General features: G+C 60.6%; 16 protein-coding genes and 1 tRNA gene. 11 read left to right on the forward strand and 6 right to left on the reverse strand.

From position 1 onward, the window contains the following. The first annotated feature begins 92 nt into the window (after positions 1 to 92). The 4 genes from VY732_RS13960 to VY732_RS13975 all read left to right on the forward strand — a co-directional run bounded on the left by VY732_RS13960 (position 93) and on the right by VY732_RS13975 (position 6,599). A complete protein-coding gene (locus VY732_RS13960; protein WP_331695718.1) occupies positions 93 to 1,745 on the forward strand; it encodes a VRR-NUC domain-containing protein in 1,653 nt (550 codons plus the stop codon). Then, on the forward strand, positions 1,742 to 4,060 hold the full coding sequence (locus tag VY732_RS13965; RefSeq protein ID WP_331695719.1) for an ATP-dependent DNA helicase: 2,319 nt from the start codon (positions 1,742 to 1,744) through the stop codon (positions 4,058 to 4,060). Before VY732_RS13960 ends, VY732_RS13965 begins: the two co-directional genes overlap by 4 nt. Positions 4,061 to 4,065: 5 nt before the next feature. Beyond that, positions 4,066 to 5,985, forward strand: a complete 1,920-nt coding sequence (locus VY732_RS13970; RefSeq protein WP_331695720.1) for a hybrid sensor histidine kinase/response regulator — start codon at positions 4,066 to 4,068, stop codon at positions 5,983 to 5,985. A 77-nt stretch (positions 5,986 to 6,062) separates the two neighbouring features. Next, a complete protein-coding gene (locus VY732_RS13975; RefSeq protein ID WP_016983364.1) occupies positions 6,063 to 6,599 on the forward strand; it encodes a hypothetical protein in 537 nt (178 codons plus the stop codon). Positions 6,600 to 6,902: 303 nt separating this feature from the next. On the opposite strand, the gene VY732_RS13980 is transcribed toward VY732_RS13975, so the two are convergent. The 4 genes from VY732_RS13980 to VY732_RS13995 form a co-directional block, all read right to left on the reverse strand. Beyond that, on the reverse strand, positions 6,903 to 7,199 hold the full coding sequence (locus tag VY732_RS13980; RefSeq protein ID WP_077572983.1) for a hypothetical protein: 297 nt from the start codon (positions 7,197 to 7,199) through the stop codon (positions 6,903 to 6,905). 186 nt (positions 7,200 to 7,385) lie between these two features. Next, on the reverse strand, positions 7,386 to 8,729 hold the full coding sequence (locus tag VY732_RS13985; protein WP_331695721.1) for a cation:proton antiporter: 1,344 nt from the start codon (positions 8,727 to 8,729) through the stop codon (positions 7,386 to 7,388). A gap of 160 nt (positions 8,730 to 8,889) precedes the next feature. After that, complete coding sequence (locus tag VY732_RS13990) at positions 8,890 to 9,747, reverse strand: glucose 1-dehydrogenase (protein ID WP_331695722.1); 858 nt, start codon at positions 9,745 to 9,747, stop codon at positions 8,890 to 8,892. 212 nt (positions 9,748 to 9,959) lie between these two features. Next, positions 9,960 to 11,114 carry a MalY/PatB family protein gene (locus VY732_RS13995; protein WP_331695723.1) on the reverse strand — a complete coding sequence of 385 codons (1,155 nt, stop codon included), beginning with the start codon at positions 11,112 to 11,114 and terminating at the stop codon, positions 9,960 to 9,962. A 323-nt stretch (positions 11,115 to 11,437) separates the two neighbouring features. Here VY732_RS13995 and fdnG point away from each other — a divergent pair, with 323 nt between their 5' ends. The 7 genes from fdnG to VY732_RS14030 all read left to right on the forward strand — a co-directional run bounded on the left by fdnG (position 11,438) and on the right by VY732_RS14030 (position 20,786). Further along, positions 11,438 to 14,503, forward strand: a complete 3,066-nt coding sequence (fdnG, locus tag VY732_RS14000) for a formate dehydrogenase-N subunit alpha (RefSeq protein WP_331695724.1) — start codon at positions 11,438 to 11,440, stop codon at positions 14,501 to 14,503. A 14-nt stretch (positions 14,504 to 14,517) separates the two neighbouring features. Further along, positions 14,518 to 15,453, forward strand: a complete 936-nt coding sequence (fdxH, locus tag VY732_RS14005; RefSeq protein ID WP_034154153.1) for a formate dehydrogenase subunit beta — start codon at positions 14,518 to 14,520, stop codon at positions 15,451 to 15,453. Beyond that, entirely contained in the window at positions 15,450 to 16,115 is a 666-nt protein-coding gene (locus VY732_RS14010) for a formate dehydrogenase subunit gamma (RefSeq protein WP_331695725.1), read from the forward strand. Before fdxH ends, VY732_RS14010 begins: the two co-directional genes overlap by 4 nt. Positions 16,116 to 16,118: 3 nt before the next feature. Further along, a complete protein-coding gene (gene fdhE / locus VY732_RS14015; RefSeq protein WP_331695726.1) occupies positions 16,119 to 17,045 on the forward strand; it encodes a formate dehydrogenase accessory protein FdhE in 927 nt (308 codons plus the stop codon). 313 nt (positions 17,046 to 17,358) lie between these two features. After that, a complete protein-coding gene (gene selA, locus VY732_RS14020) occupies positions 17,359 to 18,771 on the forward strand; it encodes an L-seryl-tRNA(Sec) selenium transferase (protein ID WP_331695727.1) in 1,413 nt (470 codons plus the stop codon). After that, on the forward strand, positions 18,768 to 20,684 hold the full coding sequence (selB, locus tag VY732_RS14025; RefSeq protein ID WP_331695728.1) for a selenocysteine-specific translation elongation factor: 1,917 nt from the start codon (positions 18,768 to 18,770) through the stop codon (positions 20,682 to 20,684). Before selA ends, selB begins: the two co-directional genes overlap by 4 nt. A gap of 6 nt (positions 20,685 to 20,690) precedes the next feature. After that, positions 20,691 to 20,786 (forward strand) — tRNA-Sec (locus tag VY732_RS14030). Positions 20,787 to 21,145: 359 nt separating this feature from the next. Here VY732_RS14030 and VY732_RS14035 read toward each other — a convergent pair. Together VY732_RS14035 and VY732_RS14040 are read right to left on the reverse strand one after the other, a co-directional pair. Then, positions 21,146 to 21,505, reverse strand: a complete 360-nt coding sequence (locus tag VY732_RS14035) for a DUF6124 family protein (protein ID WP_331695729.1) — start codon at positions 21,503 to 21,505, stop codon at positions 21,146 to 21,148. A 550-nt stretch (positions 21,506 to 22,055) separates the two neighbouring features. Next, the gene (locus VY732_RS14040) at positions 22,056 to 23,351 is read right to left on the reverse strand and encodes an OprD family porin (RefSeq protein ID WP_331695730.1); all 1,296 of its coding nucleotides are present in this window, start codon (positions 23,349 to 23,351) and stop codon (positions 22,056 to 22,058) included. Positions 23,352 to 23,495: the final 144 nt, after the last annotated feature.

A 23,495-nucleotide genomic window follows, 5' to 3' on the forward strand; every position in this document is an offset into this window, starting at 1 on the left:
TGCCATTGATCATTTTCCGTTTGCACCGAGCAGGGCACAGCTGGTATCTGTACGCATAACCAGTATTCGTTCGCCATGGCCCCAGACTTCCCGTGACTGCCAATCCCCTCGACGACCCGTTCTATTACCTTAACAACTTCCGGCAAGTGCTTGATTGGCTTGAACTTCGTTATGCCGATGTGATGAGCGAAACGGAACACGCGTTCATTCGCGACTTCAAGGCCTTGCCGCGCGCGTCGCAGGGTTTACTGGTGCGGATGGTCATGCGCAAGGGCGTGCATTTTCGCGCCGGCAAACTCAATTACGCTGAAATCGGTGATATCGCTGCGGCCGCGCAGCCCTTGCTGGAACGTGGCTGGATCGACGAACACGCTCCGCTGGCCCTCGCCGAGTTGTTCGACGTGTTGCTCAAGGCCGAAATTCTGCAAGCCTTCGGCGCCGCCATCGAACAGCCCAAGGGGCGCAAGGATGACTGGCTGCCGCTGTTGGCCGAGCAGTTCAGCGAATTGCGCTGCCTGCGCGACTGGGCGCCACTGCTCGATGACCGGCTGTTCAGCTTGACCATCATGGACCTGTGCGACCGCTTGCGTCTGATGTTCTTCGGCAACCTGTATCAGGACTGGTCGGAATTCGTCCTCGCCGACCTGGGCATCTTCACCTATGAAAAAGTCGAGTTCTGCTCGGACTCGCGAGGCCTGCGCAGCCGCGAAGACGTCGACGCCTGCCTGTTCCTGCACGACTGCCAATTGCGTTTCGAGGCCGGCGAACCGCTGGAAATCATCGTCGCGCAGGTCAGCGCCTTGCACTTCGACAACCCGTGGCTGCAACGCCGGCGTGGCAAGGTGCTGTTCCAGATCGGCCAGTATTGCGAGCGCATCACCGAGTTTGCCCTGGCCCTGAGCATTTACCGCGACTGCGCCTATCCCGGTGCCCGTTTGCGCATGATTCGCGTGCTGGAACGCAGCGGCGAATACTCGTTGGCACTGGAGCTCGCCACGCTGGCCGAACAGGCGCCGGAAAGCGCTGCCGAGCAGCAAGGCCTGCAACGCATATTGCCAAGGGTGCGGCGCAAACTCGGCGGCCCGCCGCTCAAACGCGTAGCGGCCAGACCGGTCGAGCGGCTGGATCTGCAATTGCCACGCACCGACCCAGCCTTGTCTGTGGAGTTTTACGTGCAGGCGCATCTGCACGATGACGACGGCCCGGTGCATTACGTGGAAAACAGCTTGATCAACTCACTGTTCGGCCTGTTGTGCTGGCCGGCGATTTTCGCGCCGTTGCCCGGCGCGTTCTTTCACCCGTTCCAGCGTGGCCCGGTGGACCTGCTCAATGAAGATTTCCAGCAGCGCCGCGCCGAACTTTTTCAGGCGTGTCTGAGCGAGCTCGACGACGGCCGCTATGCCGCGACCATTCGCCAGCGCTTCATCGACAAGTGGGGTATCCAGTCGCCATTCGTGTTCTGGGGCGCATTGAATGAACAACTGCTGGAGCAAGCGCTGGCCTGTCTGCCGGCCGAACACCTCAAGCACTGGTTCAACCGTTTATTGCTCGACATCAAGGCCAACCGTGCCGGCATGCCTGATCTGATCCAGTTCTGGCCGCAACACAAAACCTACCGGATGATTGAAGTGAAAGGCCCCGGCGATCGCTTGCAGGACAATCAACTGCGCTGGCTGGAATTCTGCCACCAGCACCAGATGCCAGTGGCGGTGTGTTACGTGCAATGGGCGGAGCAGAGCGCTTGAGCTACAGCATTGCCGTGCGCGCACTCTGCGAGTTCACCGCCAAGACCGGCGACCTCGACCTGCGCTTCACCCCATCACCCACGGCGCTGGAAGGCATCGCCGGCCACCGCACTGTGGCCTCGCGGCGCAGCGAAAAGTATCAAAGTGAAGTGGCACTGGAAGGCGAGTTCCGGCAATTGAAGGTCAAGGGCAGGGCGGACGGCTATGACCCGGCGCAAAACTGCCTGGAAGAAGTCAAAACCTACCGTGGCGATCTGAGCAAACAACCGGCCAATCACCGTCAGTTGCACTGGGCGCAGGCGAAGATCTACGGCTGGTTGATGTGCCGCAAACTCGAGCTTGAACAGATCAATCTGGCGCTGGTGTATTTCGATATCGTCAGCGAGAAAGAGACTTGCCTGGTCGAGGCGTTCAGCGCTGATACGTTGAAAGCGTTTTTCGAGCAGCAATGCACGCTGTTCCTGCAATGGGCCGAGCAGGAAATGGCCCATCGCGAGGCGCGCAATCTGGCCGCGCAACAACTGGCGTTTCCCCATGCGGATTTTCGTCCGGGTCAGCGGCATTTGGCCGAGTCGGTGTTCAAGGCTGTCAGCACCGGGCGCTGCCTGATGGCCCAGGCACCGACCGGCATCGGCAAAACCCTTGGCACGCTGTTCCCGATGCTCAAAGCGCTGGCACCGCAGCAACTGGACAAGGTGTACTTCCTCACCGCCAAGACGCCGGGGCGCAAGCTGGCGCTGGACGCCAGTCAGGTGTTGTTCGATCAGTCGCCAGCCTTGCCCTTGCGGGTGCTGGAAATGGTCGCCCGCGACAAGGCCTGCGAACACCCGGACAAAGCCTGCCACGGCGAATCCTGTCCGTTGGCCCAAGGCTTTTACGATCGCTTGCCCGCCGCCCGGGAAGCGGCCAGTCGAATCCGCATGCTTGATCAAGCGGCCATGCGCGAGGTCGCCGCGCAACACGCGGTGTGCCCGTATTACCTGAGTCAGGAGATGGCCCGCTGGGTCGACGTGGTCATCGCCGACTACAACTATTACTTCGACTTCAGCGCCATGCTCTTTGGTCTCGCCCAGCTCAACCAATGGAAAGTCGCGGTGCTGGCGGACGAGGCGCACAACCTCGTCGAGCGGGGCCGGCAGATGTACAGCGCCAGTCTCGATCAGTTCACCTTGGGCAGCGTGCGCAAAACCGCGCCCGCCGCGCTGAAAAACTCCCTGCAACGGATCAACCGTGAATGGAACGCCCTGCATGCGCCGCAACTGGCGGCCTATCAGGCTTACGACAAGGCGCCGGAAAAACTTCTGCAAGCGATCTCGTTATGTTGCGCGGCCATCGGCGATTACCTCAATGATCATCCGCAGGGTCTCGACAGCGCCTTGCAGAACTTCTACTTCGACTTGCTGCAATTCGCCCGGGTCGCGGAGCTGTACGACGCGCATTACCTGTTCGACATCAGCAAGCGCGACCTCGAGCGCAAGAAGCCGCTGTCACAGTTGTGCCTGCGCAACGTGGTGCCGGCGGCATTCATCGGTCCGCGCTTGAAAGCGGCGCGCAGCAGCGTGCTGTTCTCCGCGACCCTCAGCCCGCGTCACTATTACGCCGATTTGCTCGGCACGCCTGCCGACAGCGTGTGGATCGATGTCGAATCGCCGTTTTGCGCCGAACAGTTGCAGGTGCAGATCGTCAGCCGCATCTCGACGCGCTTCAACCATCGGCAAGCCTCGCTGGAGCCGATCGTCGAATTGATCGCGCGGCAGTTCAGCGAACGTCCGGGCAACTATCTGGCGTTTTTCAGCAGCTTCGATTATCTGCAACAAGTGGCGTCGTTACTCGCCGAGCGCTATCCGCACATCACCCTGTGGCAGCAATCGCGGGGGATGCTCGAAGGCGCGCGGCAGGCTTTCCTCGATCAGTTCACCGCGCACAGCCAAGGCATCGGCTTTGCCGTGTTGGGCGGTGCGTTCGGCGAAGGCATCGATTTGCCAGGTGCGCGGCTGATCGGCGCGTTCATTGCGACGCTGGGGCTGGCGCAGTTCAATCCGGTCAACGAACAGCTGAAATACCGCATGGCGGCGATCTTCGGCGCCGGTTACGACTACACCTACCTGTACCCCGGCGTGCAGAAAGTCGTGCAGGCCGCCGGGCGGGTCATCCGTACCCGCGAGGATCGCGGCGTGGTGATGCTGATTGACGATCGCTTTGCCGAGAGCCGGATCAAACAGCTGCTGCCGCGTTGGTGGGCAATCAATCATGAGTCGGCCGCTTCCCAATTCGCCGGATTGACGCATACTTCCGATCATGACAATGGCTGGTGAGTGTGATGAGCGAGAAAAACAAGACCGCGGCGATCGAAGAGATGCGTTTTCGTCTGCTGATCGATGCGGTGGTCGACTATGCGATCTACATGATCGATCCCGACGGCATCATCACCAGTTGGAACTCCGGGGCCAAACGCTTCAAGGGCTACGAAGAAGCGGAAATCCTCGGCGAACATTTCTCCCGCTTCTATACCGCCGATGATCGCGCCGCCGGTCTGCCGCAACGGGCGCTTGATACGGCGATCCGTGAAGGGCGCTTCGAGGGCGAGGGCTGGCGGGTACGCAAGGATGGCACCAATTTCTGGTCGCACGTGGTCATCGATCCGATCATTGATCCCAGCGGCATATTGCTCGGTTTCGCCAAGATCACTCGCGACCTCACCGACCGCAAAATGGCCGAGGAAACCCTCAAGCAAAGCGAACAGCAGTTCCGCTTGCTGGTGCAGGGCGTCACCGATTATGCGATCTACATGCTCAGCCCCGAAGGCCGGGTCAGCAACTGGAACCAGGGCGCCCAGCGGATCAAGGGCTATCTGCCGGAAGAAATCATCGGTCAGCACTTTTCGATCTTTTATACCCCCGAAGACCGTGAGCTCGGCGAACCGCAACGGGCGCTGGAAATCGCCACCCGCGAGGGCCGCTTCGAGAACAAGAGCTGGCGCATGCGCAAGGACGGCACACGGTTTCTCGCTCATGTGGTGGTCGATGCGATTCGTGGCGACACCGGCACATTGCTCGGTTTTGCCAAGATCACCCGCGATATCACCGAAGCCCATCAGGCCCAGCAGGCGCTGGAAAAAACCCGTGAAGCGCTGTTTCAGGCGCAGAAGATGCAGGCGATCGGACAGCTCAGCGGCGGCATCGCCCATGACTTCAATAATCTGCTGACGGTGATTCTCGGAAACCTGGAGATTCTGCAGAAGCGCACCGGTGATGACCCGAAAATCAACCGCTTGCTGGAAAACGCCACCCAAGGTGCGTTGCGCGGCGTGTCGCTGACCCAGCGCATGCTGGCCTTTGCCCGCCGTCAGGAACTGAAAACCGAGTCGGTCGACATTGCGCAATTGGTCCAGGGCATCACCGGTTTGCTGCGTAGCTCCCTCGGTCCGGGTATCCGTATCGACACGCGGTTTCCCGAAGATCTCGAACTGGTGCTGGCGGACACCAATCAGCTGGAACTGGCCTTGCTCAACCTGGCAACCAACGCCCGCGACGCCATGCCCGACGGCGGTACGGTAAGCATCACTGCTGAACCGCAAGTGGTGCTCGAACTCAGTCATTCGGATCTACCGGCAGGTCGTTACGTTTGTCTCAGCGTGATCGACAGCGGGGAGGGCATGGATGAGCACACACTGGCCTCGGCCAGAGATCCGTTCTTCACCACCAAAGGCTTGGGCAAGGGCACCGGACTGGGATTGTCGATGGTCCACGGCTTCATGGAGCAACTGGGTGGGCGTTTCGTCCTCAAGAGCGAAAAGGCCCAAGGCACCACGGCTGAACTGTGGATTCCGGTGGCCGTCGAGGGCTCGACCAGCAAGCCGCTGCTGCCACACGCCGAGCCGGTGGTGGTGCCAAGGCTCAGCGTGTTGGTGGTGGATGACGACTCGCTGGTACTGACCAGCACCAGTCTGTTGCTCGAAGACCTCGGTCATCGCGTGGTCAGTGCGACGTCCGGTGCGCAGGCGCTGGCATTGTTCGATCAGGGTGAAGTCATCGACCTGATGATCACCGACATGGCCATGCCGCAGATGAGCGGCGCGCAACTGGCCCACGCAGTGCGTCTGCTTAAACCGGATCTGCCGATTATCCTGGCCACCGGTTACGCCGAACGTCTGGAAGGTTTTGCTGCGCAACTGCCACGCTTGCCCAAGCCGTTCACGCAAATGAATCTGGTGGCGATCATTGCTCAATCGATGAAGTGAGGCAGCGGTCAATCGTTCTGAACTTGCGCGCCGGTGGGGATTTCTAAATGTTTTCCCCAACCCGGAGCGTGCATCTTTTGTCTCGCATACTGACTGAGCCCACCGCTGAAGAAACCCTGACCGAACATGACGCGAAAATGTTCGGCTCACCCAAGGAACGGCTGGATTTCTATCGCCGGGAGATCCAGTACGAAACCAGCATCCTCGCCAACCGCACCGACGCCTATCTGGCGGCGCAGTCGTTTCTGGTGATTGCCTTCGCGTCCTGCATGGCCAACCTCAACCCGGAGTGGGGCAAATTGTTCACGCTGGTGGTGCCACCGTTTCTGGCGCTGCTCGGGTTGCTCAGCTCACTGAATGCCTGGCCGGGGATTCGCGCAGCGTACGACATCATCGATCACTGGCATTTCAAGCAGAGCCACTTGCTGCACAGTGAGCCGCTGATGGGGCTGGCGTATGACGAATCACCGCTGTTCAGCGAGATGGAGTCGAGCCACAAGGGGTATCGCAAGTCGCTGTTGTTTTCGGTACGTACACCGTGGATTTTTGCGACGTTCTGGGTGTTGCTGGGGAGTTATGCGGTATTTATTCAGGTGACCAATCCTGGAGGGTGATGGGCAGATATAGAAAAGCCCGGCTTATGTGGCCGGGCTTTTTCATTCGCTTGGATTTTGTGTTGCCATTCAGACCGATCCCCCTCACCCCAACCCTCCCGAAACGTCGGACCGCCCCCAAGGGGGCGAGGGGGAAGGGAGCAGATCTTCGTTGTGGTCAAAATCTGCGTTCAACTCGGTATCTCAGTGTCGTGGTCAAAATCCGCGTGCAACCCGGTATCTCAAGTCGGCGTACCTCAACCATTCACCGCGGTCAGTTCCCTCTCCCTCTGGGAGAGGGCTAGGGTGAGGGGCTGCTCTGGCTCACTCCACAGTCTCAAGCTCTCGACGCAACGCCACCGAGTTCTGCGAGGACATTGGAATCGGCGGAAAATCCTCGTTCAACACGCACAAATGATCAATGGCATCTTCAAACATCAAATCGGCTTTCTTGCGCAGCGCTCGATAGTGCTCGAATTGTTCGATGTCCAGATGTTCAACTTCCAGCAGCGCATTGGCCGCGCGGTTGAGGGTGTGGGCGTTATCGAACAATTGACGATTGCGTTCCAGAGCCAGTGCTCTGCAAGCCTTGATTTGTGCCGGAGTCGAGCATTCTTTCATGACCGTAACCTTATTCTTCAGGATTCCTTTAACAGGCTTAAACGCCGCAGTGGAACCGAACCTGCCGGGCCCCGCCTGATGTTTCCGGCGAGGGGTTATGCTTGTGACTGCCGGCCATTACGCAGGGATCCATTTTTTTACAGAAAAAAATTCGATCAATCAGCCGATAAAGCTCTGAATTAAAAATCAGGTTTTTAGTTTCTTGTGCTGCTCATAGCGAGCGAGGATCGGTTGCGTGCTGATGCCGTGAAGCAAAATGCTCAGCGCCACCACCGACAAGGTCAGGTCGGTACACACGCTGGCTACGGTGTCGGTCAGCCCGTGATTCAAGGCATAAAACAGATAGAACAGGCTACCGATCCCGCGAATGCCGAACCAGCCGATCAACAGCTGTTGCCGCCCCTCCAGCAACGCGCCCCACGGCATCAACGCGACGCAGGCCGGGCGGATCAGGCAAAACAACACGCCGCCCACCAGCAACGCCCGCCAATCCCAGTGCGCAACCAGCACCACGCCGAGCAGGGTCACCAGAAACACTTCCATGGCACGCTCGACCAGACTGCCGAACGACAACATATCGCCCATCATGATTCCGGCGGCGACCTGGCTGCTTTCCAGTCGTTCGGTGTCGCCGTGCACCGCGTATTGCGGTTCGACGTTCTGATGACCGACCACCGGTTGCACCAGATGCTCGGCGGGCGGTTGGCCGGCGCCAGTGGATTTCACTTCGACCTGGCGCAAACCCAGCCCGGCCGCGAACACCGACAGAAAGCCATAACCGCCGATGGCTTCGGCGACGACATAGGCTAGGGCAATCAACGACAACGCCAGATAATCATTGGGGCTGAGCGTGCTGTCGTCGTTGTGGATACGCAGCGACAAAGTCACGCGGCCGATACCGCGGCCCATCCAGTAACCGGTGAGCAATCCGGCAGGCACCGCCCACAATAAACTGCGCAAGACCCAGCCCTGCCACTCGGCGGCAGAACCGTCCCCGTGAATCAGCAACAAACCGAGTATCACGAACGGAAACGCCACCCCGTCATTGAGCCCTGCCTCACCCGACAGGCCGAAACGCACACTGTCGACATCCCGCGCATCGTTGACCTGCACCAGCGCCGCCAGCACCGGGTCGGTCGGCGCCAGAATCGCGCCGATCAACAGCGACGGTCCCCACGGCAAGCTCAAGCCAAAGTGCAGCAGCAGACAAACGCCGACAATGGTCAACACCATCACCGGTCCGGCGAGGCCAAAAGCAATCCGCCAACGCTTGTCGCGCAGGGGCAAACGCAACTTCAAACCGCAGACGAACAAGGAAAACAACACCGCGACTTCCGTCAGGTGCTCCATCCACAACGAGGCGTTTTCCAACGACAGTTTCAGCAGATCGAGGCCGCTGGGGCCGATGCCGATCCCTAGCAGCAGGCAGACCGCCGAGGTGGTCACCGGCATCCAGCGCAGGTACGACGAGGTCAGTGCCAAGGTCAGCAGCACGGCGCCGAGCACCGCCACCCACACGACAAAACTCATGATGTGCCGCCCTCAGTGATTAATGACGGCCGCCTGCAGAGACCCTTTCGCTTCTGACGCCGCTCCTGTAGAAGCTGCCGCAGGCTGTGATCCTTTGACCTTGTTTTTAACATCGAAATCAAAAGATCGCAGCCTGCGGCAGCTCCTGCAGTGCGTTTACTCACAGCATCGGTTTACCACCGGTCACGCCATAGCGCTGGCCGGTGATGTAACTGGCTTCGTCCGAGGCCAGCAGCACGTAGATCGGCGCCACCTCCACCGGTTGCCCGGGGCGGCCGAGCGGTGTGTTTCCGCCGAAGTTTTGCACTTCTTCATCGGGCATGGTCGAGACGATCAGCGGCGTCCAGATCGGTCCGGGTGCCACGCAGTTCACGCGAATCTCTTTCGGCCCGAGCATTTGCGCCAGACCGCCGGTGAAGTTGGCAATCGCGCCTTTGGTGGTGGCGTAGGCGAGCAGGGTGGGTTTGGGCATGTCCGAATTGACCGAACTGGTGTTGATGATCGATGCCCCTGCACCCATGTGTTTGATCGCCGCCTGACACAACCGGAAAATCGCGGTGATATTGACGTCGAAGGTCATCACCCATTCGTCATCGGGGATTTCCTCGAAGGTTTCGTGGGTCATCTGGAACGCGGCGTTGTTGACCAGCACGTCGATGCGGCCGAAGCGCTCGACGGTCTTGTCGACCAAGGCCTGGCAGTGGGATTTCTGCGCGATATCACCGGGCAGCAACAGACACTGACGCCCGGCCTGTTCGACCCAGCGCGCGGTTTCCTTGGCGTCTTTGTGTTCATTGAGATAGGCGACTGCAACGTCAGCGCCTTCACGGGCGAAAGCAATCGCCACGGCGCGGCCGATGCCGCTGTCGGCGCCGGTGATCAGGGCGATCTTGCCGGCCAGTCGCCCGGTACCGACATAGCTTTGCTCGCCGCAATCGGGATAGGGCTCCATTTTGCGTTGCGAACCGGGAACGGTCTGGGCTTGTGCGGGGAAGGGTGGTTTTGGATAGTCGGTCATCGCGGGTCTCCGAGGTCTCATGGCTGGTATGGGTGGTTGACCCGGTGCGTTTGCCGTGAGTTCGATCGGATTTACGACGAGGATTTTGCGTGAACATACATTCCCTGTAGGAGTGAGCCTGCTCGCGATAGCGGTATTTCAGTCAACAATGATGTTGAATGTCAGGACGCTATCGCGAGCAGGCTCACTCCTACACGGGGGATGTGGTGCTCTTAAATGTTGCGGTGGGTCAGCGCGCGTTCCATGCGGGCGATGCCTTCTTCGAGCAACGAGCGCGGGCAGCCGAAGTTCAGGCGCACGAATTGCTGGTGTTGATCGCCGAAGTCCAGACCTGGGCTGAGCCCCACTTTGGCCTGTTCAAGGAAGAACTGCTGCGGGTTATCCAGGTCCAGCGCCGAGCAATCCAGCCACGCCAGATACGTGCCCTGCGGCACATTGATGGTCACGCCCGGCAAGCGGCTGCGTACGGCGTCAACCAGCCAGTCGCGGTTGGCCTGCAGATAGGTTTTCAGCTCGGCCAGCCACGGCGCACCTTCGCTGTAGGCGACGCGGGTGGCTTCCATGCCCAGCGGGTTGACGCTGTCGACCATGCCGCAACGGGCGTGGTTGACGCGTTCGCGCAGGGCGGCATTCTGGATGATCATGAACGAAGTCTTCAGGCCGGCGATGTTGTAGGCCTTGCTCGCCGACATCAGGGTGATGGTGCGCTCGGCGATCTCCGTGCTCAGCGACGCCGTCGGAGTATGCACGCGACCGTCGAAGCACAGCTCGGCGTGGATTTCGTCGGAGATGATCCACGCGTCCTGCGCCGCGCAGATATCCGCCACCGCTTGCAGTTCCTCACGGCCAAACACCTTGCCGATCGGGTTGTGCGGGTTGCTCAGCAACAGTGCGCCGCCACCGTTCAGCGACTCACGCAGTACGTCCAACGGGGTGGCGTAGGTGCCGTCGGCTTGTGCGACGAACTCCAGCTCGACCTTGTTCAACCCCCAATGCCCCGGCGCATGGCGCAGCGGCGGGTAGTTCGGCACCTGCACCACGACGTTCTGTTGCGGTTGCACCAGTGCTTTCAAAGCCATGTTGAAACCGGACTCGACGCCCGGTAGGAAGATCAGCTCTTGCGGTTTGACCTTCCAGGCGAACTTGTTCCAGAGGTCGGCGACGATGGCTTCACGCAGGTTGTCCTGCGCCACGCTGTAGCCCACCAGCGGATGCAGCAAGCGTTGCTGCAGCGCCTCGATGACCACCGGCGGCGCGGCGAAATCCATATCAGCGACCCACATCGGCAACACCTCGGCCGAATAGCGGCTCCACTTGGTGCTGCCGGTGTTGTGGCGGTCGAATAGCTGATCAAAATCGAAAGTCATGCGCGGTCTCGTGAAGGCGGGATTGGTCCTGCGGGCATGATAAGCCCATGGCCGTGCAGGAGCACACAAAACCTGTGGGAGCGAGCCTGCTCGCGAAGGCGGTGTGCCAGTCAATATTTGTCTCAACTGACAGGGCCTCTTCGCGAGCAGGCTCGCTCCCACAGGTTTTCCAGTGCATGACCGATTGTCGCCGACGGTCGGTTTTCACACAGATCGTGTGGTCATTGTCTACAGTGAAAAGGTCGGCACTCAATTGCCGCAACCGTGATTGTCCAGATAAAACCCGGCTCAAGTACCGGGTTCCACCTGATCAGGAGTGCACGATGGATCTCAGCCGTCGTCAGTTCTTCAAGGTCGCCGGTATCGGCCTTGCAGGCTCGAGCCTGGGCGCGTTGGGCATGGCCCCGACGCAAGCCTTCGCCGAGCAGGTGCGCCACTTCAAGCTTGCCCACACCCATGAAACCCGCAACACCTGCCCGTATTGCTCGGTCGGCTGCGGTTTGATCATGTACAGCCAGGGCGATACCGCGAAGAACGTAGCGCAGAGCATCATTCACATCGAGGGCGACGCCGACCACCCGGTCAACCGCGGCACCCTCTGCCCGAAAGGCGCAGGCCTGCTCGACTTCATTCACAGCCCCGGCCGTTTGCTCTACCCGCAAACCCGCAAACCGGGCAGCAGTGAATGGACGCGGATCAGTTGGGACGAAGCGCTCGACCGCATCGTCGATCTGATGAAAGCCGATCGCGACGCCAACTTCATCGAGAAAAACGCCAACGGGCAAACGGTGAATCGCTGGCTGAGCACCGGGTTCCTCGCGGCATCGGCGGCGTCCAACGAAGCCGGTTACATCACTCAGAAGGTGATTCGCAGTCTCGGCATGCTGGGGTTCGATAACCAGGCGCGTGTCTGACACGGCCCGACGGTGGCAAGTCTTGCCCCGACGTACGGCCGTGGTGCCATGACCAATACCTGGACCGATATCGCCAACGCGAATCTGATCCTGGTGATGGGCGGCAACGCAGCAGAAGCGCATCCGTGCGGCTTCAAATGGGTGACCGAGGCCAAAGCGCACAACGCTGCGCGGCTGATCGTGGTCGATCCGCGTTTTACCCGGACCGCGTCCGTGGCCGACTATTACGCGCCAATCCGCACCGGCACCGACATCGCCTTCATGGGCGGCTTGATCAATTACCTGCTGACCGAGGACAAGATCCAGCACGAGTACGTGCGCAACTACACCGACGTGTCGTTCATCGTCAAAGCAGGCTACGGCTTCGAAGACGGCATCTTCAGCGGTTACGACGTCGCCAAGCGCAGCTACACCGACAAATCCGGCTGGGGTTACGAGCTGGGTGAGGACGGCTTCGCCAAAGTCGACCCGACCCTGCAAGACCCGCGCTGCGTCTATCAATTGATGAAGCAGCATTACAGCCGCTACAACATCGACCTCGCGAGCCAGATTTGCGGCATGCCGGTCGACGCCATGCAGAAAATCTGGGACGAAATCGCCACTTGCTCGACACCGGGCAAGACCATGACGATTCTTTACGCCTTGGGCTGGACGCAGCACTCGATCGGCGCGCAGATCATTCGCAGCGCGGCGATGGTGCAACTGCTGCTGGGCAACGTTGGCATGCCCGGTGGCGGCGTGAATGCCTTGCGCGGTCACTCGAACATTCAGGGCCTGACCGACCTTGGCTTGCTCTCCAATGCACTGCCGGGCTATCTGACCTTGGGCCAGGACAGCGAGCAGGACTACAACGCCTTCATCCATAAACGTACGCAAGTTCCGCTTCGCCCGGGGCAACTGTCGTACTGGCAGAACTACAGCAAATTCCACGTCAGCCTGATGAAGTCGTGGTACGGCGCCAACGCCACCGTCGAGAACAATTGGTGCTACGACCATTTGCCGAAACTCGACATCCCCAACTACGACGTCCTGAAGATGTTCGACTTGATGAGCCAGGGCAAGGTCAACGGCTACTTCTGCCAAGGCTTCAACCCGATCGCCGCGCTGCCGGACAAAAACCGCGTGATGGGCGCACTGGCCAAGCTGAAATGGCTGGTGGTGATGGATCCGCTGGCCACCGAAACCTCGGAGTTCTGGCACAACGTCGGGCCGTACAACGATGTGAAAACCGACGAAATCCAGACCGAAGTCATTCGCCTGCCGACCACCTGTTTTGCCGAAGAGGACGGCTCGCTGGTCAACAGCAGTCGCTGGCTGCAATGGCACTGGAAGGGTGCCGACGGCCCGGGCGAAGCGCAGACCGACATCCGCATCATGAGCGAATTGTTCCTGCGCCTGCGTAAGCGCTATCAGGCCGAGGGCGGCAAATTCCCTGATCCGCTGTTGAAACTGACGTGGCCATACAAGATCCCTGACGAGCCTTCGCCGGAAGAGCTGGCCAAGGAAATCAACGGCAGCGCTGTTGCCGATTTCACCGACGCCACGGGTGTCGCGGTCAAGGCCGGCTCGCAACTGGCCGGTTTCGGCTTGCTCAAGGATGACGGCAGCACTGCGTCCGGCTGCTGGATTTTCGCCGGTAGCTGGACCGAGGCCGGTAACCAAATGGCGCGGCGCGACAACAGCGATCCGTTCGGCATGCACCAGCATCTCGGCTGGGCGTGGGCCTGGCCGGCGAATCGGCGGATTCTCTACAACCGCGCTTCGGCGGACGTCGCCGGCAAACCGTGGGATCCGAAAAAACGTCTGGTCTGGTGGAACGGCAAAACCTGGGGCGGCACCGATGTGCCGGACTACAAGGCCGATGTACCGCCGGAAGCCGGGATGAACCCGTTCATCATGAACCCCGAAGGCGTGGCTCGGTTCTTCGCCGTCGACAAGATGAACGAGGGGCCATTTCCCGAGCACTACGAGCCGTTCGAAACGCCGATCGGCATCAACCCGCTGCACCCGCAAAACAAGAAAGCCACCAGCAATCCGGCGGCGCGGATCTTCGATTCGGTCTGGGAAACCCTCGGCGAGGCCAAGGACTTCCCGTACGCCGGCACCAGTTACCGGCTCACCGAACATTTCCACTTCTGGAGCAAGCACTGCAAGTTGAACGCGATTGCTCAACCCGAGCAGTTCGTCGAAATCGGTGAAGTGCTGGCGAAAGAGAAGGGCATCGCCGCCGGTGATCGCGTGCGCGTCAGTTGCAAACGCGGCTTTATCGAAGCGGTGGCAGTGGTGACGAAAAGGATCCGGCCGCTGCAGGTCAACGGCCAGGTCGTGCATCAGATCGGCATCCCGCTGCATTGGGGTTTCACCGGCCTGACGCGTCACGGTTACCTGACCAACACCCTGGTGCCGTTCCTCGGCGATGGCAACACACAGACCCCGGAATCCAAGTCATTCCTGGTCAACGTGGAGAAGCTCTGATGGAGAATCTTTAAATGGCCAGCCAAGACATCATTGCCCGCTCGGCCACCACCACGGTGCCGCCGTCGGTGAGGAATCAGGAGGCGGTGGCCAAGCTGATCGACACCACCAAATGCATCGGCTGCAAAGCCTGCCAGGTCGCCTGCTCGGAATGGAACGAGCTGCGCGACGAGGTCGGTCACAACCACGGCACCTACGACAATCCGCAGGATCTGAGCGCGGAAACCTGGACGTTGATGCGCTTTACCGAGCACGAAACCGACGCCGGCAACCTCGAATGGCTGATCCGCAAGGACGGCTGCATGCACTGCGCCGAGCCCGGTTGTCTGGCGGCGTGCCCGAGCCCCGGCGCGATCATCAAGCACGCCAACGGCATCGTCGATTTCGATCAGGATCACTGCATCGGTTGCGGTTATTGCATCACCGGTTGCCCGTTCAACATTCCGCGTATTTCGCAGAAGGATCACAAGGCCTACAAATGCACCTTGTGTTCGGATCGCGTAGCGGTAGGGCTGGAACCGGCCTGCGTGAAAACCTGCCCGACCGGCGCCATTGTTTTCGGCACCAAGGAAGACATGAAGGAACACGCCGCCGAACGCATCGTCGATCTGAAAAGCCGTGGCTTTGAAAACGCCGGTCTGTATGACCCGGCCGGTGTTGGCGGCACGCATGTGATGTACGTGTTGCACCACGCCGATACGCCAACCATCTACGCCAACTTGCCGCAGGATCCGGCGATCAGTCCGTTGGTGGGCTTGTGGAAAGGCATCAGCAAACCGCTGGGCCTGCTGGCTATGGGCGCGGCGGTGCTGGCCGGGTTCTTCCATTACGTGCGCATCGGTCCGAATCGCGTTGAAGAGGATGAACATCCGACGCCACCCGACACCTCGGTGCACGTCGTCGATCCGGCGGTGCACACCTTCGATCCACGCGGGGAGGAGCGGCCATGAGCAACAAGACGATCCTGCGTTACACCGCCAACCAGCGCACCAATCACTGGCTGGTAGCGATCCTGTTTTTCATGGCCGGGCTGTCCGGGCTGGCGTTGTTTCATCCGTCGCTGTTCTGGCTGAGCAACCTGTTCGGCGGCGGGCCGTGGACGCGGATTCTGCATCCGTACATGGGCGTGCTCATGTTCGTGTTGTTCCTCGGTCTGGTGTTGAATTTCTGGCGGGCGAATTTTTTCATCAGCAACGACGGTAAATGGCTGCGGCGCATTGATCGGGTGCTGGTCAACGACGAAGAAACCGTGCCCCCAGTGGGCAAATACAACGCCGGGCAAAAGCTGCTGTTCTGGACTTTACTGCTGTGCATGCTCGGTTTGCTGTTCACCGGGCTGGTGATCTGGCGCGCCTGGTTCAGTGCGTATTTCGGCATCACCGTGATCCGCTGGGCAATGTTGTTGCATGCGCTGGCCGGGTTCATTCTGGTGCTGAGCATCATCATTCACATCTACGCCGGGCTGTGGATCAAGGGTTCGGTGGACGCGATGATGCATGGCTGGGTCAGCCGCGCCTGGGCGAAGAAACACCATGAACTCTGGTATCGCGACATCACCCGCGATGAACGCCAACCGGACGTGCCGGAACGACCGATCACCAAAAAGGGCTGACGTTTGCCAACCATTCTGGAACCTGGGGAAATCGAAGCGGCGGCGAGTTCGCCGCCGTTTCTGCACCTGCCGCCGCCTAACCTGTTTGCGCTGCGGGCCGCTCGACTGGAGCAACTGGCCGAGGGGCATGCGCTGGCTGACTATCTGCGGCTGATTGCCGGGTTGTGTCGGGTGCAGCAGCAGGTGTTTGACGATCCGCCGCTGACGGCGCCGTTCGATCAGCAACGGATCGAGGCTTGTCAGCAGCATGGGTTGCCGCCGTTCGCGGCTGATACCTTGGTGCGCGAAGAGGGCTGGCAGGCTTATCTCGAAGCTTTGCTGCAGCGTTATGAACCTGATGAACAGCCCGCCGTCATCGAGGCGGTGACAACGTTGCGGGTCGCCAGTCCCGGCCAGTTACGTGCATGGGCCGTGGCGTTGGTCAGTGGTCAGTATTCGATGGTGCCGGCGCAACTGGTGCCGTTTCTTGGCGCGGCACTGCAAGTGGCGTGGAGCCACTGGCTGCTCAGCGCGGCGAATCTGCAACTGAAACCCGGCGACAGCCTCAGCCAATGCCCGGCCTGTGGTTCACCGGCCATGGCCGGGGTAATCCGTCATCGCGGCAAGCACAACGGTTTGCGTTATCTGGTCTGCTCGCTGTGTGCCTGTGAATGGCATGTGGTGCGGGTCAAGTGCGTGTACTGCGAGTCGAGTAAGGGTCTGGATTATTTCAGCCTTGAGGACGATCGCCATGCGGCCAATCAGGCGCCGATAAGGGCGGAGGTCTGTCCGGGTTGTAACAGTTATCTGAAACTGGTGTATCTGGAAAACGATGCTGATGCGGAGGCGTTGTCGGCGGATCTCAGCAGTTTGTTACTGGACATGCGTCTGGCCCAGGACGGTTATCAGCGGCTGGCACCGAATCTGTTACTGGCCCCGGGAGACGAATGACGAGAGCAAAACTGTGGGAGGGAGCCTGCTCCCGAAGGGGCCATTTCAGCCACATCAGCTTTGACTGACTTACCGCCTTCGCGAGCAGGCTCGCTCCCACAGGGAATGGCTGTGTGCATTCATTTTGCAGGCCGCCCCAAAGCAATGTGGGAGCGAGCCTGCTCGCGAAGGCGTGAGGTCAGTCACATCCACACTAACTGGCACACCGCTTTCGCGAGCAGGCTCGCTCCCACAGTGCGTCTACACTTCTGAAACCCTTGTGGGACGGAGCTTGTTCCCGAAGGGGCTGTTTCAGTTGAATCAGGAGTGGCTGATGTCTTCCAGCGTTGCCCTGCGGTTGCCGTCTATTGACGGCTTGTTGCGTCACCCGGCGTGCGCGCCGTTGGCCGAGCGTTACGGCCGGGATTCGTTACTGACGGGGCTGCGTCAACTGCTCGATGAGCTGCGGCCCGGCGTGTTGAGCGGGCAGTTGTCCGCCGTTGAAATCGGCGCCGAAGTCCTTGCCGGCCGAGTCGGCGAACGCTTGGCGCAACAGCAGCGCAGTCAGGTTCGTCGGGTGTTCAACCTCACCGGCACCGTCCTGCACACCAACCTCGGCCGCGCCTTGTTGCCCGACGAAGCCATCGACGCGGTGCAAATGGCCGCGCGATATCCGCTCAATCTGGAATTCGATCTGGCCAGCGGCAAACGCGGCGATCGCGATGACCTGATCGAAGGCCTGATCCGCGAACTGACCGGCGCCGAAGCCGTCACCGTGGTCAACAATAATGCCGCCGCCGTGTTGCTGACGCTGAACAGTCTGGGCGCGCGCAAGGAAGGCATCATTTCCCGTGGCGAGCTGATCGAAATCGGCGGCGCCTTCCGCATCCCCGACATCATGGCCCGCGCTGGCGTGCGCCTGCATGAAGTCGGTACGACCAATCGCACCCATGCTCGCGACTACGAAGCGGCGATCAGCCCACGCAGCGGTTTGATCATGCGTGTGCATGCGAGCAACTACAGCATCGAAGGTTTTACCGCGCGGGTGCCGACGGCTGAACTGGCCGAGTTAGCCCATAGACACGGTTTGCCGCTGCTGGAAGATCTGGGCAGTGGCAGTCTGTTGGATCTGACCCGTTGGGGGTTGCCGGCGGAACCGACGGTGCGGCAAGCGCTGCTGGATGGCGCGGACATCGTCACTTTCAGTGGCGACAAACTGCTCGGCGGCCCGCAGGCCGGGTTGATCGTCGGGCGTAAAGAGCTGATCGCGAAGATCAAGAAGAACCCGTTGAAACGCGCGCTGCGGGTGGACAAGTTGACCTTGGCGGCGCTGGAAGCGGTGCTGGGGTTGTATCGCGATCCGGATCGCCTCGCTGAACGTCTGCCGAGCTTGCGTCTGCTCACCCGGCCGCAGGCAGATATCTTTGCGCAGGCCTCACGGTTGCAGCCCTTGATGGCTGAAGTCTTGGGTTCGCTGTGGCAGGTCAGCGCAGTCGAGGCATTGGGCATGATCGGCAGTGGCAGCCAACCGGTCGCGCGCTTGCCGAGTGCGGCGCTGTGCATGCGTCCGCAAGTATCGAAGCGTTTGCGCGGTCGCTTTCTGCTTAGTCTGGAAGCGGCGTTGCGCGCCTTGCCGATCCCGGTACTCGGGCGCATCGACGACGATGCGCTGTGGCTGGATCTGCGTCAGCTTGATGATGAGCCCGCGTGGCTCGCGCAGTTGCCGCGGTTGCAGGTCGATTCATGATTGTCGGCACAGCGGGGCACATCGACCACGGCAAGACCTCGCTGCTGCAAGCCCTGACCGGACAGACCGGCGACCGCCGCCCGCAGGAACGCGAACGCGGCATGACCATCGACCTTGGCTATCTCTATGCCGAACTGGGACCGGGCGCCGGCCTGACCGGGTTTATCGACGTCCCCGGCCACGAGAAATTCACTCATAACATGCTCGCCGGCGCCCAAGGCATCGATCTGGTGTTGCTGGTGGTTGCCGCAGATGACGGCGTGATGCCGCAGACCCGCGAGCATCTGGCGATTGTCGAATTGCTCGGCATCCCGCGCGCCCTGGTGGCGATCAGCAAATGCGATCGGGCTGAGGCGGGCAGGGTGGAAGAAGTGCAACGTCAGGTGCTGGATCTGCTTGCCTCGGGGCCGTTTGCCGAGGCGCCGATCCTGACCGTGTCGAGCCTGAGCGGGCAGGGTATTGATGGGTTACGCCAGTTGTTGGTACAGACGCAAAGTGAAGTGCACGAGCGTAGCCGTGAAGGTGGTTTCCGCTTGGCCATCGACCGCGCGTTCAGCGTTGCCGGTGCGGGGATTGTGGTTACCGGCACAGCGTTGTCGGGCACTGTTTCAGTCGGCGACAAACTGTTGCTCGGACCTTCCGGCAAATCGGTCCGGGTTCGCGGCATGCACGCGCAAAATCAACCCGCCGAACAGGCTTTCGCCGGGCAGCGAGTGGCTTTGAATATAAGCGGCGAGCGTCTTGAACTGGCGCAGATCCATCGCGGCCAGTGGCTGCTGAGCGAATGGCTGCATGCGCCGACGCAGCGAGTCGATATCGAGTTTCAACTGCTTCCCGGCGAACGTACCTTCGAACACTTTCACCCGGTGCATGTGCATCTGGGTACACAGGATGTCATTGCGCGGGTGGCTTTGCTCGAAGGCCCGCGCCTGAGTCCCGGCGAGCGCATGTTCGCGCAACTGCTGATCAACGCGCCGGTGCACGCGGTGAAAGGTGATCGCTTGATCCTGCGCGACCAGAGCGCGCAACGCACCTTGGGCGGCGGACAGGTCCTTGACCCGTTCGCCCCGGCGCGGCATCGTCGCAGCCCCGAACGTCTCGCGCAACTGCACGCCTTGGTTTCGGGCGACGAGTTCGAACAGGTCCTGCCCGTGTTGCTCAACTACAGCGCGGGCGGCCTCGATCCGCTGCGGCTTGAACGCCAATTCAATCGCCCGCGCGCAACCTGGTCGTTAGCGGAAAACGTCCGCCTGATCGACACCCGCCAAGGCCCGCTGCTGTTCAATGTGCAGCGCTGGGCACAACTGAAGTTCACCCTGTTGGAGCAACTCGCACAGTTCCATGAACTGGAACCCGACCAGCTGGGCCCGGACCGCGATCGCCTGCGCCGCTTCAGCGGTCTGGCACTGGAACGCTCGACGTTTGTCAGTTTGCTGGACGAATTGCTCACCGCCGGATCGATTCAGGTGAGCGGGCCGTGGCTGCATTTGCCGGATCATCAGGTACGTCTGAATGCCGAGGACGAAAGCCTCTGGCTGGAATTACACCCGTTATTCGAACAGGCTGGTTTCGACCCGCCGTGGGTGCGCGACATCGCGAAAATGCTCGGGCAGGACGACGCCGTCGTACGCCTGCTGCTACGCAAACTGGCCCGGCTCGGTCTGATGCATCAAGTCGTGCGCGATCTGTTCTTGAGTGACGTGCAACTGCGCCAAATGGCTGACGTGTTGATCAAACTGGCAAAGGAAAATCCGCAGATCCAGGTGACAACCTTCCGCGATGCGCTAGGCTTGGGACGCAAACGCTGCATTCAGTACCTCGAATACTTCGACCGCGTCGGCCTGACCCGACGCCTCGGCGAATCCCGCCAGATCCGCCCCGACAACGCGCTGGCCAACGCCTGCGCACAATGAGTTCAAGGAAGGCAATCGCGCCCGGTGGCGCGGCCGGGCTTCAAACCCGGTTGGGGGCGGCATCCGTTCCCGGGCAGGTTCGACTCCGGCTGCCTTCCGCCACTTTTCCCTCCGAACCTCCCCCATCCAGTGTGGGAGCGAGCTTGCTCGCGAATGCCGTTTTTCAGTCGACATCTCACTGACCCACCGCCTTCGCGAGCAGGCTCGCTCCCACAAATTCGGCGGTGGAACCGCAACCGCATGAGCGACACGAATCCCTGTGGGAGCGAGCCTGCTCGCGAATGCCGTTTTTCAGTCGACATCTCGCTGACTGACCCACCGCCTTCGCGAGCAGGCTCGCTCTCACAAATTCGGCGGTGGAACCGCACCCACGTGAGCGACACGAATCCCTGTGGGAGCGAGCCTGCTCGCGAAGGCGTCGGCACTGCCGGCGCCTGACTCAGAGTCTGTCGCGAGGCCCGCTACTGCGGCAACTCCAGATTATCCATCACCCGATTCACCGCCAGCTCGCCGAGCATGATCAATTGCGCGATACCCAACAACGTCCTGCGCTGTGACGCGGGGATGAGGTGGGCGAAGTCATGGGCGATGGTTCTGGCCGAGGCGAGTGTTTCGCTGGCATCGGCCAGCAGTTCCTCGTTTTTGAAGTCTGCGGTAACGGCGTACATCCGGCGGGTTTTACGTGGCGGTGGCGTGGAGCCGGGCGGGCAGAGGTAGTGATCGAGGGCGCGTTCGGCAGCGTCGTTGAGCTTTTTCGAATCGAGGGCTTCGTAGGGGGAGGCGAGGTCGGTTTCGGGTGGGTTTGGCGTTGGTTTGATCATGGGTAAAGCTCCTTGAGATGTGGAGCCGTCATCCATCGCTGCTAAACGGATAGGGTGGCGGCTGTACGCGGGTTAGCAGACCAGGCTCAAGGATCCCGGCGCACCGAAGTGCCCCACGCAAAGCCGCCATAACGTAATGGCAGTACTCGCGTGCCTTGAAAATTGCCGAGCTGCTAAACCCGATCGCTGATTCGTCAGCGACCGACCCACAATAGAACCCGCCCCCAAGGCGCACAAGCCGGCGGATTCTGGCGTAGCTGTAGGCAATGGCGCAAGAATTTGTAGCCTTGAAGGCGTGTCTGGAGGTGTCTTTTAAACACGGGAGTTTAAAAGGCAAAAAATCGGGCGACTGGCTGGGTGCAAACGTGGTCTTTCCCTGTTACGAACCCGTCAACCGACACGAAACTAGCGAATTTCCTCATTCCCTTGTAGGAGTGAGCCTGCTCGCGATAACGGTGTATCAGTCAGCATGAATGTTGCTGGAAAAACGCTATCGCGAGCAGGCTCACTCCTACAGGGGATAGCGTTTCAAATCGGGATGGGTGGTGGGTTAGAAACCCAGCGGGTACTGGATCACCACGTAAATCCGGTCAATGTCATCACCGGCCTGTGCCTCATTGGCCCGATGTGAAACATGCGAGACCTGCACCGACAGATCCTTCGCCACGCCCGATTGCACGATGTACTTCAAATCGATATCGCGTTCCCAATGCTTGCCGCCGTCACCTTGCTGCGGCTGGTAACCATCGCTGTCAGGATCGAACGGGTTATAGGCACCACCCTTGGGCGCGTGGGTGCCGTCGATGTGGCTGCCGGAGACGTAGCGGGTCATGAAGGTCAGGCCGGGGATGCCGAAGGCGCCGAGGTCGAGGTCGTAGCGCGCCTGCCAGGAACGTTCGTTGGCGCCGTTGAAGTCGGCGTATTTGATCGAATTGGCGAGGTAGATCGAGTCGCCGCCAACGAAGTCGAACGGCGTGTCGCCATTGATCCGTTGCCAGCCGAGCATTACCGCATGGGGGCCGAAGGCGTATCTGCCGGACAGGCTCAACGCGGTGTTGTCGATGGCGCCGGCCAGTGCGCGGCCGGTGTCGCGGGTGCGGTAGAGGTTGGCGTCGAGCAATACACCGGGCTGCTTGAAATGCAGATTGCCGTAGTACTGGTGCCAGGTGTCGCTCAGTTCCGAGGCGTACAACGCGCCGCCCACCGGGCTGTCGGTGAACAGGTCAGCGCCGAGAAAACTGATTCCACCGGCCTCGGTATTGGCGCCGTAACCGTAGAAGTCGCCTTTGCCGGATGAGCTGTCCTGATTCTTGAACGCGGTGAAATGCCCTGCTACCAGATTGAGGTGATCGAACTCGGCGCTGTTGAGCAGAAAACCTGTGGCGTACTCCGGTTGCAGGCGTTTGTCGGAGGTGTCGAACACCGGGGTTTCCACGGTCATTTCGCCGAAGGCGAGGGTGGTGCGCGAGGCTTTCAGCTTGAGCGCGCCGCCGGCGCTGGAGTAATCGTTTTCGCTGCGACCATCGCTGTCGACGGGCAGCAGACCGGTGCCGGAGTGGCCCCGGCCACCGTCGAGTTTCAGCCCGGTGAAGGCGTGGGCGTCAATGCCGAAGCCGACCGTGCCGGGTGTGAAACCGGATGAGAAGGTACCGATAAAGCCTTGAGCCCATTCTTGTTTGTAGTTTTTACCGGACGGTGAGGGAGAGCGGTAGTCGTTGCTGAGGAAGAAGTTGCGGCTGAGGATTTCGCTTTTGGCGTCGTCGAAAAAACCGCTGGCGTGGGCGGTTGGGTTCAGACCGCAGAGCAGCGCGAGGAGGGTGAGACGCAAAGGGGCGCGGTCGATCATGGTCGGTGGCCAGCGGCAATGAAGGTGGCCTGGATGATCGAGGGATTTCAGCGCCGGGGATTGAGCGGATGTGCTCAATGAACGGCATCACACAACCCCTGTAGGAGTGAGCCTGCTCGCGATAGCGGTGTGTCAGTCTCGATA

The sequence above is a fragment of the Pseudomonas sp. ZY71 genome (assembly GCF_036542145.1).
In the GTDB taxonomy this organism is placed as follows: Bacteria; Pseudomonadota; Gammaproteobacteria; order Pseudomonadales; family Pseudomonadaceae; genus Aquipseudomonas; species Aquipseudomonas koreensis_A.